This window comes from Enterobacter sp. 3U4 (assembly GCF_057224565.1).
This window is the reverse complement of sequence record NZ_CP136665.1, coordinates 3071824-3085572: the sequence shown is the minus strand read 5'-3', so window position 1 is coordinate 3085572 and position 13749 is coordinate 3071824. Positions and strand designations below refer to the sequence as shown.

Sequence of the window (13749 nt, the reverse complement as noted above, 5' to 3'; positions counted from 1 at the left end):
ATGGATTCTTAACGTCCTCGGACGAAAAATGAATACCAAGTCTCTGAGTGAACATACGTAATTCATTACGAAGTTTAATTCACGAGCATCAAACTTAAATTGAAGAGTTTGATCATGGCTCAGATTGAACGCTGGCGGCAGGCCTAACACATGCAAGTCGAGCGGTAGCACAGGGAGCTTGCTCTCGGGTGACGAGCGGCGGACGGGTGAGTAATGTCTGGGAAACTGCCTGATGGAGGGGGATAACTACTGGAAACGGTAGCTAATACCGCATAACGTCGCAAGACCAAAGAGGGGGACCTTCGGGCCTCTTGCCATCAGATGTGCCCAGATGGGATTAGCTAGTAGGTGGGGTAACGGCTCACCTAGGCGACGATCCCTAGCTGGTCTGAGAGGATGACCAGCCACACTGGAACTGAGACACGGTCCAGACTCCTACGGGAGGCAGCAGTGGGGAATATTGCACAATGGGCGCAAGCCTGATGCAGCCATGCCGCGTGTATGAAGAAGGCCTTCGGGTTGTAAAGTACTTTCAGCGGGGAGGAAGGTGTTGAGGTTAATAACCTCAGCAATTGACGTTACCCGCAGAAGAAGCACCGGCTAACTCCGTGCCAGCAGCCGCGGTAATACGGAGGGTGCAAGCGTTAATCGGAATTACTGGGCGTAAAGCGCACGCAGGCGGTCTGTCAAGTCGGATGTGAAATCCCCGGGCTCAACCTGGGAACTGCATTCGAAACTGGCAGGCTAGAGTCTTGTAGAGGGGGGTAGAATTCCAGGTGTAGCGGTGAAATGCGTAGAGATCTGGAGGAATACCGGTGGCGAAGGCGGCCCCCTGGACAAAGACTGACGCTCAGGTGCGAAAGCGTGGGGAGCAAACAGGATTAGATACCCTGGTAGTCCACGCCGTAAACGATGTCGACTTGGAGGTTGTGCCCTTGAGGCGTGGCTTCCGGAGCTAACGCGTTAAGTCGACCGCCTGGGGAGTACGGCCGCAAGGTTAAAACTCAAATGAATTGACGGGGGCCCGCACAAGCGGTGGAGCATGTGGTTTAATTCGATGCAACGCGAAGAACCTTACCTACTCTTGACATCCAGAGAACTTAGCAGAGATGCTTTGGTGCCTTCGGGAACTCTGAGACAGGTGCTGCATGGCTGTCGTCAGCTCGTGTTGTGAAATGTTGGGTTAAGTCCCGCAACGAGCGCAACCCTTATCCTTTGTTGCCAGCGGTTCGGCCGGGAACTCAAAGGAGACTGCCAGTGATAAACTGGAGGAAGGTGGGGATGACGTCAAGTCATCATGGCCCTTACGAGTAGGGCTACACACGTGCTACAATGGCGCATACAAAGAGAAGCGACCTCGCGAGAGCAAGCGGACCTCATAAAGTGCGTCGTAGTCCGGATTGGAGTCTGCAACTCGACTCCATGAAGTCGGAATCGCTAGTAATCGTAGATCAGAATGCTACGGTGAATACGTTCCCGGGCCTTGTACACACCGCCCGTCACACCATGGGAGTGGGTTGCAAAAGAAGTAGGTAGCTTAACCTTCGGGAGGGCGCTTACCACTTTGTGATTCATGACTGGGGTGAAGTCGTAACAAGGTAACCGTAGGGGAACCTGCGGTTGGATCACCTCCTTACCTTAAAGAACCTGCCTTTGTAGTGCTCACACAGATTGTCTGATGAAAAACAGCAGTAAAAATCTCTGCAGGCTTGTAGCTCAGGTGGTTAGAGCGCACCCCTGATAAGGGTGAGGTCGGTGGTTCAAGTCCACTCAGGCCTACCAAACTCCTTTTAAAGGATGAGCGGTACAGAGATTACAAACGATGGGGCTATAGCTCAGCTGGGAGAGCGCCTGCTTTGCACGCAGGAGGTCTGCGGTTCGATCCCGCATAGCTCCACCATCTTTTACTGCGAACACAAGAAAACTTCAGAGTGAACCTGAAAAGGTGCACTGCGAAGTTTTGCTCTTTAAAAATCTGGATCAAGCTGAAAATTGAAACGACACATCTTTAATGGTGTGTTCGAGTCTCTCAAATTTTCGCAATCAGAAGTGAAACATCTTCGGGTTGTGAGGTTAAGCGACTAAGCGTACACGGTGGATGCCCTGGCAGTCAGAGGCGATGAAGGACGTGCTAATCTGCGAAAAGCGCCGGCGAGGTGATATGAACCTTTGACCCGGCGATGTCCGAATGGGGAAACCCAGTGCAATTCGTTGCACTATCGTTAACTGAATACATAGGTTAACGAGGCGAACCGGGGGAACTGAAACATCTAAGTACCCCGAGGAAAAGAAATCAACCGAGATTCCCCCAGTAGCGGCGAGCGAACGGGGAGCAGCCCAGAGTCTGAATCAGCTTGTGTGTTAGTGGAAGCGTCTGGAAAGTCGCACGGTACAGGGTGACAGTCCCGTACACGAAAGCACACAGGCTGTGAACTCGAAGAGTAGGGCGGGACACGTGGTATCCTGTCTGAATATGGGGGGACCATCCTCCAAGGCTAAATACTCCTGACTGACCGATAGTGAACCAGTACCGTGAGGGAAAGGCGAAAAGAACCCCGGCGAGGGGAGTGAAAAAGAACCTGAAACCGTGTACGTACAAGCAGTGGGAGCACCTTCGTGGTGTGACTGCGTACCTTTTGTATAATGGGTCAGCGACTTATATTCTGTAGCAAGGTTAACCGTATAGGGGAGCCGAAGGGAAACCGAGTCTTAACTGGGCGTTAAGTTGCAGGGTATAGACCCGAAACCCGGTGATCTAGCCATGGGCAGGTTGAAGGTTGGGTAACACTAACTGGAGGACCGAACCGACTAATGTTGAAAAATTAGCGGATGACTTGTGGCTGGGGGTGAAAGGCCAATCAAACCGGGAGATAGCTGGTTCTCCCCGAAAGCTATTTAGGTAGCGCCTCGTGAACTCATCTTCGGGGGTAGAGCACTGTTTCGGCTAGGGGGCCATCCCGGCTTACCAACCCGATGCAAACTACGAATACCGAAGAATGTTATCACGGGAGACACACGGCGGGTGCTAACGTCCGTCGTGAAGAGGGAAACAACCCAGACCGCCAGCTAAGGTCCCAAAGTCATGGTTAAGTGGGAAACGATGTGGGAAGGCACAGACAGCCAGGATGTTGGCTTAGAAGCAGCCATCATTTAAAGAAAGCGTAATAGCTCACTGGTCGAGTCGGCCTGCGCGGAAGATGTAACGGGGCTAAACCATGCACCGAAGCTGCGGCAGCGACACTATGTGTTGTTGGGTAGGGGAGCGTTCTGTAAGCCGTTGAAGGTGTGCTGTGAGGCATGCTGGAGGTATCAGAAGTGCGAATGCTGACATAAGTAACGATAAAGCGGGTGAAAAGCCCGCTCGCCGGAAGACCAAGGGTTCCTGTCCAACGTTAATCGGGGCAGGGTGAGTCGACCCCTAAGGCGAGGCCGAAAGGCGTAGTCGATGGGAAACAGGTTAATATTCCTGTACTTGGTGTTACTGCGAAGGGGGGACGGAGAAGGCTATGTTAGCCGGGCGACGGTTGTCCCGGTTTAAGCATGTAGGCGGAGGTTCCAGGTAAATCCGGTACCTTTTAACGCTGAGGTGTGATGACGAGGCACTACGGTGCTGAAGTAACAAATGCCCTGCTTCCAGGAAAAGCCTCTAAGCATCAGGTAACATCAAATCGTACCCCAAACCGACACAGGTGGTCAGGTAGAGAATACCAAGGCGCTTGAGAGAACTCGGGTGAAGGAACTAGGCAAAATGGTGCCGTAACTTCGGGAGAAGGCACGCTGATATGTAGGTGAAGCCCCTGCGGGTGGAGCTGAAATCAGTCGAAGATACCAGCTGGCTGCAACTGTTTATTAAAAACACAGCACTGTGCAAACACGAAAGTGGACGTATACGGTGTGACGCCTGCCCGGTGCCGGAAGGTTAATTGATGGGGTTAGCGGCAACGCGAAGCTCTTGATCGAAGCCCCGGTAAACGGCGGCCGTAACTATAACGGTCCTAAGGTAGCGAAATTCCTTGTCGGGTAAGTTCCGACCTGCACGAATGGCGTAATGATGGCCAGGCTGTCTCCACCCGAGACTCAGTGAAATTGAACTCGCTGTGAAGATGCAGTGTACCCGCGGCAAGACGGAAAGACCCCGTGAACCTTTACTATAGCTTGACACTGAACACTGGTCCTTGATGTGTAGGATAGGTGGGAGGCTTTGAAGCGTGGACGCCAGTCTGCGTGGAGCCGACCTTGAAATACCACCCTTTAATGGCTGGTGTTCTAACGTAGACCCGTAATCCGGGTTGCGGACAGTGTCTGGTGGGTAGTTTGACTGGGGCGGTCTCCTCCCAAAGAGTAACGGAGGAGCACGAAGGTTAGCTAATCCTGGTCGGACATCAGGAGGTTAGTGCAATGGCATAAGCTAGCTTGACTGCGAGAGTGACGGCTCGAGCAGGTGCGAAAGCAGGTCATAGTGATCCGGTGGTTCTGAATGGAAGGGCCATCGCTCAACGGATAAAAGGTACTCCGGGGATAACAGGCTGATACCGCCCAAGAGTTCATATCGACGGCGGTGTTTGGCACCTCGATGTCGGCTCATCACATCCTGGGGCTGAAGTAGGTCCCAAGGGTATGGCTGTTCGCCATTTAAAGTGGTACGCGAGCTGGGTTTAGAACGTCGTGAGACAGTTCGGTCCCTATCTGCCGTGGGCGCTGGAGAATTGAGGGGGGCTGCTCCTAGTACGAGAGGACCGGAGTGGACGCATCACTGGTGTTCGGGTTGTCATGCCAATGGCACTGCCCGGTAGCTAAATGCGGAAAAGATAAGTGCTGAAAGCATCTAAGCACGAAACTTGCCCCGAGATGAGTTCTCCCTGACCCTTTAAGGGTCCTGAAGGAACGTTGAAGACTACGACGTTGATAGGTCGGGTGTGTAAGCGCAGCGATGCGTTGAGCTAACCGATACTAATGAACCGTGAGGCTTAACCTTACAACGCCGAAGCTGTTTCGGCGAAGAGAGACGCGATTTTCAGCTCTGATACAGATTTAACAGAATTTGCCTGGCGGCTTTAGCGCGGTGGTCCCACCTGACCCCATGCCGAACTCAGAAGTGAAACGCCGTAGCGCCGATGGTAGTGTGGGGTCTCCCCATGTGAGAGTAGGGAACTGCCAGGCATCAAATTAAGTAGTAAGCCGGTGCATTAATCCGGTGGTTACAAGCAGTCTTCGGTGGAGCGGTAGTTCAGTCGGTTAGAATACCTGCCTGTCACGCAGGGGGTCGCGGGTTCGAGTCCCGTCCGTTCCGCCACTTATTAAAAGCCCTGAGCTAACGCTCAGGGCTTTTTTCTTATCTGTCGTTTAATTATTGCTAAATTAGCAAAAATCCTCTGCGTTTTGCGATCTTTTTCTCTATAACACCGCCAGCGATAATCGTCTTCAGTTTACGAACATAACGATTGAGGAATATTATGACTCTCCCTGCATTTGGTCTGGGCACTTTCCGCCTGAAAGACGACGTTGTTATCGCATCAGTTAAAACCGCACTCGAACTGGGCTATCGCGCAGTTGATACGGCGCAGATCTATGAAAACGAAGCTGCCGTTGGACAAGCTCTCGAAGAGAGCGGTGTACCGCGTAATGAGTTGTTCATTACCACGAAAATCTGGATTGAGAATCTCAGCAAAGACAAGCTGATCCCTAGCCTGAAAGAGAGCCTGAAGAAACTGCGTACAGACTATGTCGATCTGACGCTGATCCACTGGCCATCACCAAACGATGCCGTCTCCGTGGAAGAATTCATGCAGGCGCTGCTGGAAGCGAAAAAGCAGGGCTTAACCCGCGAAATAGGGATCTCCAACTTCACCATTCCGCTGATGGAAAAAGCCATTGCTGCTGTTGGCACAGAAAATATTGCGACCAACCAGATTGAGCTGTCCCCATACCTGCAAAACCGCAAAGTCGTGGACTGGGCAAAACAGCACGGGATCCACATCACCTCATACATGACGCTGGCCTACGGTAAAGCGCTGAAAGATGAAGTTATTACGCGTATCGCTGAGAAACATAGCGCGACTGCTGCGCAGGTCATTCTGGCATGGGCAATGGGGGAAGGTTATGCCGTGATCCCATCTTCAACTAAACGTGAAAACCTGGCCAGCAACCTGTTAGCAACGGATCTTCATCTGGATGCTGACGATAAAAAAGCGATCGCAGCACTTGAGTGCAACGATCGCCTGGTTAGCCCGGAAGGTTTAGCACCTGACTGGGACTGATATTAACCCCCTCTGTACTCTAAACCCTCATACAGCTCCTTCGGGAGCTGTTTTTATATGTTCACTCAGGAAGTCAATAAAGGCCCGGATGCGCGTGCTTACCGCTCTGTCACTGTAATACACCGCGCTAAAAGGCATCTCTACAGGTAGGCGCTTATCGGCCATTAACTCCACGAGCTCACCACGCGCAATTTCTTTATCAATCATGTAATCCGACAAACAGGCGATGCCATTCCCGGTAAGGCACAGCTGTTTTAGCGTTTCCCCGCTGTTAGACGATAACCCGCAGGTGATTTCATGCAACTGACCATCATGACAGGCGACAGGCCAGGTGTTTAGCGATACCGGCTCCGTAAAGCCCAGGCACAGATGCTGCTTCAATTCTTCGACCGTCTCCGGTTTACCATGTTCGGCAATATACTCTGGTGATGCGATAATTTTGCGGTAGCTGGCAAACAGAGGGCGGGCACGCAAGCTTGAATCTGTCAGGGTTCCCGCCCGGATAGCCACATCCACTTTCCGTTCGATGAGGTTGATAAACGTCTCTGAGGAGACCAGAGATAGCGTCATCTCCGGATAGCGCTCGCGGAAAGGTTTAATCAGCGGCATCAGAAAGTGAAGCACCACCGGCGTGGCCGCATCAATGCGCAGCAATCCCCGCGGCGTGCTGCGGGTCTCCATGATCTCCGTCTCGGCTGCAGCCATCTCCTGCAGTACCGACTGCACACGGCGAAAGTAACGCTCCCCTTCTTCCGTCAGGCTCAGCTGCCGCGTCGTTCGGTTGAGCAGACTCACTCCAAGCTTCATCTCCAGTTTCTTTACCGAACGGCTGATGGCCGAATTAGCCTGACCCAGCTGTTCGGCCGCGCGGCTAAAGCTGCCGCTTTCAACAACGGCGACAAAGATTGTCAGCTCTTCTGACGTTGCTTTCATTGTTGCACCACCTGCAAAATTCTATTGAGATTTTGACCATTTTTGTTATTTAAACACTGGCGCATACTGCCTGTCATCTTAATCCTGATGATATGGAGTATTTTATGCCACTGGCGCTACTTGCCCTGACGATCAGTGCCTTTGCAATTGGCACGACCGAATTTGTTATCGTGGGGCTGGTTCCCACTATTGCTAACCAGCTTGCGATCTCGTTACCCTCTGCCGGGCTGTTGGTGTCTATCTACGCTCTGGGCGTCGCCGTCGGTGCGCCAGTGTTGACGGCGCTGACCGGGCGTTTTCCGCGTAAGCAGCTGTTAGTCGCGCTGATGGTGCTGTTCACCGCCGGCAACATTCTTGCCTGGCAGGCTCCGGACTACACCACGCTGGTGATTGCCCGTCTGTTGACCGGCCTTGCGCACGGGGTGTTCTTCTCGATTGGTTCCACTATTGCAACCAGCCTGGTACCCAAAGAGAAAGCGGCTTCAGCCATTGCGATCATGTTTGGTGGACTGACCGTTGCACTCGTTACGGGCGTACCGCTGGGAACGTTTATCGGACAACACTTCGGCTGGCGCGAAACGTTCCTGGCCGTCTCCTTGCTGGGGGTTATCGCCCTGGTGACCAGCCTGCTGCTGGTACCGTCGAATATTCCAGGACGGGCGAGCGCCAGCCTGCGCGATCAGCTGAAGGTGCTCACGCATCCGCGTTTGCTGATCATCTATGCGGTTACGGCACTGGGCTATGGCGGCGTATTCACCGCCTTCACCTTCCTGGCGCCGATGATGCAGGACCTGGCGGGCTTTTCCCCCAATGCCGTGAGCTGGATTTTGCTGGGATACGGTATTTCCGTTGCCATTGGCAATATCTGGGGCGGAAAGCTTGCAGATAAGCATGGTGCGGTACCGGCGCTGAAATTTATCTTCGCCGCTCTGGTTATTCTGCTGATGATTTTCCAGTTCACCGCTTCGATACACTACGCGGCGCTGGTCACGGTGCTGGTCATGGGGATCTTTGCCTTTGGTAATGTGCCCGGGCTTCAGGTCTACGTTGTCCAGAAAGCCGAGCTCTATACGCCAAATGCGGTGGATGTGGCATCGGGTCTGAACATTGCCGCATTTAATATCGGCATCGCGCTGGGCTCCATCATTGGCGGACAAACCGTAGCGCATATTGGATTAGCCCAGACCCCGTGGATTGGCGCGGTGATTGTCCTGGTGGCCTTCCTGCTGATTGGCCTGAGCGGGCGTCTCGATAAACCTGCTCGCGTCGCGCTGGGTTAACATCAGTAAGTGCTTGCTTACAAAACTGGAAAGCGGTTTCTCAGAAATTGCGTTGAAAGTATGACCTAAAGTCCCTATAACATTAGAACCAGTCCGTTTTCCGGGCTGGTTCATGTTACAGAGGCTGTTTCCAAAAGTGCGAAAAAATACCTATGCCATGCGTTATGTTGCCGGAATGCCCGCGGAGAGGATCTTGCCTCCGGGGTCATTTGCGAGCATAAGCCAGGCATTACCCGCCGGCACACCGTTAAGCAGCGATGAGAAAATCCGTGTACTGGTGTGGAATATCTTTAAGCAGCAGCGTGCCGAATGGTTATCGGTACTCAAGAATTTTGGAAAAGATGCCCACCTGGTTCTGCTCCAGGAGGCGCAAACCACCCCTGAGCTGGTCCGGTTTGCCACTACCAACTATCTTGCCGCCGACCAGGTGCCTGCATTTGTCCTGCCACAACACCCCTCAGGCGTGATGACGCTTTCAGCAGCACATCCGGTCTATTGCTGTCCTCTGCGAGAACGTGAACCTATCCTGCGTCTGGCAAAATCGGCGTTGGTGACGGTCTATCCGCTGCCGGATACCCGAATGCTGATGGTCGTGAATATCCATGCGGTAAATTTCAGCCTGGGCGTGGATGTCTACAGTAAGCAGTTACTTCCGATCGGCGATCAGATTGCCCATCACAGCGGCCCTATCATTATGGCGGGCGATTTCAATGCCTGGAGCCGTCCGCGCATGAATGCGCTGTATCGCTTTGCGCGCGAAATGTCGCTGCGTGAAGTTCGTTTTAGCGATGACCAGCGCAAAAAAGCCTTTGGTCGCCCTCTCGATTTTGTCTTCTATCGTGGTTTGAGCGTGCACGATGCCTCTGTTCTGGTGACGCGCGCCTCGGATCATAACCCTCTACTAGTTGAATTCAGTCCCGGCAAACCTGATAAATAATGGTGTGTCAGGTCTGCCGTGGGGCAGGCCTGCGCGGGTGCTGCCCTTTATTTTTCACTCACAAAGGACAGTACGATGGCAACAACACACTCCCATCATGACAACGTAGAAAAACAGTTTGGTTCTCAGGCAAGTGCCTATCTGAGCAGCGCCGTGCATGCTTCTGGCCGCGATCTGGTGCGTCTCGGTGAACGTCTGACGGCGTTCCCGCAGGCGCACGTGCTGGATTTGGGCTGCGGAGCAGGGCATGCCAGCTTTACGGCTGCGCAGCAGGTCGCGCACGTTACCGCGTATGACTTATCCAGCCAGATGCTGGACGTCGTTGCCGAGGCGGCGAAAGCGAAGGGGCTGGACAACATTGATACGCGTCAGGGCTATGCCGAATCCTTACCTTTTGATGATGCCTCGTTTGAGGTGGTTATCAGCCGTTATTCCGCGCACCACTGGCATGATGTCGGCCAGGCATTACGCGAGGTCAAACGCGTTCTGAAGCCGGGCGGCACATTCATCATTATGGATGTGATGTCACCTGGACACCCGGTGCGCAATATCTGGCTGCAAACGGTAGAAGCGCTGCGCGATACCTCGCACGTGCAAAACTACTCCAGCGGAGAGTGGTTGTCACTTGTCACTGAAGCGGGGCTGATCGCGCGCGCGTTGATTACCGATCGCTTACCGCTGGAGTTCAGCTCGTGGATCGCGCGTATGCGTACTCCGGAAGCATTAAGCCAGGCGATCAGACTCTATCAGGAAAGCGCGTCCGCAGAGGTAAAGGCGTATTTTGAACTGCAGGATGACGGATCGTTTACCAGCGACACCATCATGGCTGAAGCGCAAAAAGCGGGATAAACAAAAAAGGCACCGAGGGGAATCGGTGCCTTTTTATCTTTAGATCGTGTTATCAGGAGTCTGGCGTAGCGCTGTTCTTCACAAACAGCGTCAGCTGGTCGCCAGGTTTCAGATTGTCAGTATCATTGTTCCAGCGCATCACATCCTTGATGTTCACGCCGTGTCGTTTTGCGATACTGGACAGTGAGTCGCCCTTGCGCACGCGATAGGTAATACTATCGCTGTTGCTGGCGAGACGCTGCGCGCTGCTACCTGCACCAACCGTCAGAGTCTGACCCACTTTCAGGCCTGAGCTGCGCAGATTATTCCACTGCTGCAGATCTTTCGCATTCACGCCAAGACGTGACGCAATGCCCGAAAGCGTATCACCTGAACGAACCTTATAGCTGCGGCTGTTGACTGATGATGCATCCGCGATCAGCGTTGACTGAACGGCGGCGATTTCACCAGAAGCTAAAGACTCACGTAACTGGTCAGCATGTTTCTGCGGAACCATTACATACTGCGGGCCACTTGCCCCCAGGGTTGAGCCTTTAACGCCAGCATTAAAGGTTTTCAATTTACTTACCGACATACCCGTCATATCAGCAACCTGTTGAATATCAACTGGATTGCTGAGGCGAACACGCGCCAGTGCACGACTTTCGTCTGGTGTTGGCAGTTGTACACCGTAACGCTTGCTGTTCTTGAGAATATCGCTCAATGCCAGCATTTTCGGTACGTAAATCTTTGTTTCCTGTGGCAGTGAGAGCGACCAAAAATCGGTGGATTTACCCCGTGCTTTATTCGCTTTCATTGCCTTCAGTACACGACCTTCGCCACTATTATACGCTGCGACCGTTAACAGCCAGTCGCCGTCAAACATCTTGTTCAGACGTTGCATCATGTCGAGAGCGGCTGTCGTTGAAGCGACAACATCGCGACGCGCATCATAGTTGCGGGTCTGTTTCAGACCGTAGTTTCGCCCGGTGCTCGGAATGATCTGCCAAATGCCTGCGGCATTGGCGCCAGACGTCGCGTGTGGGTCAAAAGCGCTCTCCACTATGGGTAGGAGTACCAGCTCCATAGGCATGTTACGTTTCTTAACTTGCCCGGCTATCCAGTACATATACGGCTCTGCCCGTAACGTTACATCGTGGAGATAGCTCTTATTACTTAAATACTTCTGTTTCTGTTCGCGAATCCGGGTATTTTCCGGAATTCCCATCTTTAGCTCGTCGCCAATAGAGGTCCACAAGTCTTGATCCTGCGCGAAAGATGTTCCATCGTCCATCCAGCGCGCCGAACTTGCAAACTTCCCTGCTTCCCCTTGACCAGCTGCAGAAAGGCTCTGTGCGTGCTGTTGTACGTTGCTGCCGTTCTGCGACTGGCAACCTACAAGCAGGACAGAGGCGAGTAATATCGCTTTTGCCTTCATGTGTGTGTCAATAGTTGCTTAAAAGACGAGCGATGATAACGGCGAAATTTTGAAAAGGCAACCCGCAATTATCTGAAGTTATCTTTCTTTGACCTTAACCATGCAAATCGTTGTTCTGGTTGTTGCAAATTTGTTTCTTGGTTAATTTTATTAATTAAATCAATATCATCTGTTCGTAAAAATAAATTAATTTGGCGCTCGTTTTTCAGAATTACGGGGAGTGTTTTTTGGTTTTTTGCACGTAACTCCTTCACTTTGTGATAATAATCCTGAATAGCCCGATCCTTGGGTAAGAGGCTTACGGCAAACTTCATATTTCCTAATGTATACTCATGGGCGCAGCAAATAACGGTTTCATCGGGTAACGCGTTAATCTTCTGTAAAGACTGGTACATTTGAGTTGGTGTGCCTTCAAACAGTCTTCCACACCCTCCGGAGAACAGCGTATCGCCGCAAAAAAGATAAGGCTTACTGTAGAAACACAGATGTCCCAAAGTGTGACCTGGTGTAGCAAATACAGAAAACTCCCACTCGCGTATGAGGATAGTTTCGCCTTCTTCGACTACATGTGTGGTTCCCTTATCTTGTGCCTCTGCCGGTCCGTAAACCACCAGATGCGGAAAGTGAGCGTGCAGTTCAGGCACGCCACCAGTGTGATCGTTATGATGATGCGTCAACAGAATGGCTTCTGGCTGCCAGCCGTTCTCTTTTATTGCGCGCAAAACAGGGGCGGATTCTCCGGGATCGACAATGACGCATCGGCGAGCGTCGTCAACCAAAACCCAGATGTAATTGTCCTGAAAGGCTGGAATACTGATAAGATTCATACATTACCTCTTATAGCGTGGCGGGTGTTTTGATGAAACCGGCAAGGATACCTCAGACTGTCGCAGCACCGGAACGTTGGGCGGAATTGCCCTGGGGTGAATACTATCGCGAAGCGTTAGAACAACAGCTGAAGCCCTGGCTTGCGAAAATGTATGGCTTTCACCTGCTTAAGATTGGCAATCTCAGCGCGGAAATCAATACCGAAAGCTGCGCTATCTCGCATCAGGTTAACGTCTCTCTCGGCGGATCGCCGGTCCAGGTGAAAGCAGACCCGTTGCATCTGCCGTTTGCGGAAAAATCCGTCGATGCGTGTTTGCTCGCACACACGCTGCCCTGGTGCAGCGATCCGCATCGTCTGCTTCGCGAAGCAGATCGCGTGCTGATTGATGATGGCTGGCTGGTACTTAGCGGATTCAATCCGCTAAGCCTGATGGGCCTGCGTAAGCTGGTACCGGTGCTGCGCCGGACTCCACCTTACAACAGCCGGATGTTCACCATGATGCGCCAGCTCGACTGGCTTTCACTGCTGAACTTTGAAGTGCTCTGCTACGGTGGTTTTCAGGTGCTGCCCTGGGCGAGGCAGGGGGGCGTGGTACTAAGCACCCATCTCCCCGCACTGGGCTGTTTGCAGTTTATCGTTGCGCGTAAGCGAACCATTCCCCTTACGCTTAACCCCATGAAGCAGAGCAAGTCGAAAACGCCCATCCGCCAGACCGTCGGCGCCACGCGGCAGTACAAAAAAACCGATTAGACGTCGGGCTGATAGCCCGCATCTTCATGAGCGGGATTGGATGCCGCAGCACGCGCCAGTTCGTCGCAGCGTTCGTTCTCCGGGTGGCCTGCGTGGCCTTTAACCCACTCCCACTTAATCTGGTGCTGGCCCAGCGCAGCATCAAGACGTTTCCAGAGATCGACGTTCTTGACCGGTTTCTTATCGGCAGTCTTCCAGCCGCGTTTTTTCCAGTTATGGATCCACTGAGTAATCCCCTGGCGGACGTACTGACTGTCGGTACTTAACACCACGTCGCAATGTTCTTTTAACGCCTCCAGCGCCACGATGGCCGCCATCAACTCCATCCGGTTGTTGGTGGTCAGGAAATAGCCTTCGCTAAAAGTTTTTTCGTGCTGGCGATAGCGCATAATCGCGCCGTAGCCGCCGGGGCCTGGGTTACCGAGACAAGATCCATCGGTGAAAATTTCTACCTGTTTACGCATCTCTGGTAGACTTCCTGTATTCGAAACGTTCAG

Annotated in this window: 9 protein-coding genes, 3 tRNA genes and 3 rRNA genes; 11 read left to right on the top strand and 4 right to left on the bottom strand. The window is 52.7% G+C overall.

Annotated features, from left to right (window positions below):
• The first annotated feature begins 96 nt into the window (after nucleotides 1–96).
• The 7 genes from RVY89_RS14850 (at nucleotide 97) to dkgB (ending at nucleotide 6257) form a co-directional block, all read left to right on the top strand.
• A 16S ribosomal RNA gene (locus RVY89_RS14850) occupies nucleotides 97–1636 on the top strand.
• A 69-nt stretch (nucleotides 1637–1705) separates the two neighbouring features.
• Nucleotides 1706–1782: transfer RNA gene (locus RVY89_RS14845), tRNA-Ile, on the top strand.
• Nucleotides 1783–1824: 42 nt separating this feature from the next.
• Nucleotides 1825–1900, top strand: a tRNA-Ala gene (locus RVY89_RS14840).
• 171 nt (nucleotides 1901–2071) lie between these two features.
• A 23S ribosomal RNA gene (locus RVY89_RS14835) occupies nucleotides 2072–4975 on the top strand.
• Nucleotides 4976–5044: 69 nt separating this feature from the next.
• A 5S ribosomal RNA gene (gene rrf, locus RVY89_RS14830) occupies nucleotides 5045–5160 on the top strand.
• Together the 16S, 23S and 5S rRNA genes with 3 tRNA genes alongside form the textbook arrangement of a ribosomal RNA operon.
• Nucleotides 5161–5216: 56 nt before the next feature.
• Nucleotides 5217–5293 (top strand) — tRNA-Asp (locus tag RVY89_RS14825).
• Nucleotides 5294–5453: 160 nt separating this feature from the next.
• The gene (dkgB, locus tag RVY89_RS14820) at nucleotides 5454–6257 is read left to right on the top strand and encodes a 2,5-didehydrogluconate reductase DkgB (protein WP_484825741.1); all 804 of its coding nucleotides are present in this window, start codon (nucleotides 5454–5456) and stop codon (nucleotides 6255–6257) included.
• A gap of 27 nt (nucleotides 6258–6284) precedes the next feature.
• Here the strand turns inward: dkgB and yafC are convergent, their stop codons facing one another.
• The gene (yafC, locus tag RVY89_RS14815; protein ID WP_024909446.1) at nucleotides 6285–7190 is read right to left on the bottom strand and encodes a DNA-binding transcriptional regulator YafC; all 906 of its coding nucleotides are present in this window, start codon (nucleotides 7188–7190) and stop codon (nucleotides 6285–6287) included.
• A 104-nt stretch (nucleotides 7191–7294) separates the two neighbouring features.
• Between yafC and RVY89_RS14810 the strand changes: the two genes are divergently transcribed.
• The 3 genes from RVY89_RS14810 (at nucleotide 7295) to RVY89_RS14800 (ending at nucleotide 10256) form a co-directional block, all read left to right on the top strand.
• A complete protein-coding gene (locus tag RVY89_RS14810; protein WP_484825740.1) occupies nucleotides 7295–8470 on the top strand; it encodes an MFS transporter in 1176 nt (391 codons plus the stop codon).
• Nucleotides 8471–8606: 136 nt separating this feature from the next.
• On the top strand, nucleotides 8607–9407 hold the full coding sequence (locus RVY89_RS14805) for an endonuclease/exonuclease/phosphatase family protein (RefSeq protein ID WP_024909448.1): 801 nt from the start codon (nucleotides 8607–8609) through the stop codon (nucleotides 9405–9407).
• A gap of 75 nt (nucleotides 9408–9482) precedes the next feature.
• Nucleotides 9483–10256, top strand: coding sequence for a class I SAM-dependent methyltransferase (locus RVY89_RS14800; protein ID WP_484825739.1), 774 nt, complete (start codon nucleotides 9483–9485; stop codon nucleotides 10254–10256).
• A 52-nt stretch (nucleotides 10257–10308) separates the two neighbouring features.
• On the opposite strand, the gene mltD is transcribed toward RVY89_RS14800, so the two are convergent.
• Nucleotides 10309–11673: a murein transglycosylase D gene (gene mltD / locus RVY89_RS14795; protein WP_063145495.1), complete on the bottom strand. Its 1365-nt coding sequence runs from the start codon at nucleotides 11671–11673 to the stop codon at nucleotides 10309–10311.
• Nucleotides 11674–11741: 68 nt separating this feature from the next.
• A complete protein-coding gene (gene gloB / locus RVY89_RS14790; RefSeq protein ID WP_484825738.1) occupies nucleotides 11742–12500 on the bottom strand; it encodes a hydroxyacylglutathione hydrolase in 759 nt (252 codons plus the stop codon).
• 32 nt (nucleotides 12501–12532) lie between these two features.
• On the opposite strand from gloB, the gene RVY89_RS14785 reads away from it, so the two are divergent.
• Nucleotides 12533–13252, top strand: coding sequence for a class I SAM-dependent methyltransferase (locus RVY89_RS14785; RefSeq protein ID WP_023310484.1), 720 nt, complete (start codon nucleotides 12533–12535; stop codon nucleotides 13250–13252).
• Here the strand turns inward: RVY89_RS14785 and rnhA are convergent.
• Nucleotides 13249–13716 carry a ribonuclease HI gene (rnhA, locus tag RVY89_RS14780; RefSeq protein ID WP_023334599.1) on the bottom strand — a complete coding sequence of 156 codons (468 nt, stop codon included), beginning with the start codon at nucleotides 13714–13716 and terminating at the stop codon, nucleotides 13249–13251. The genes RVY89_RS14785 and rnhA overlap by 4 nt on opposite strands.
• Nucleotides 13717–13749 lie beyond the last annotated feature (33 nt).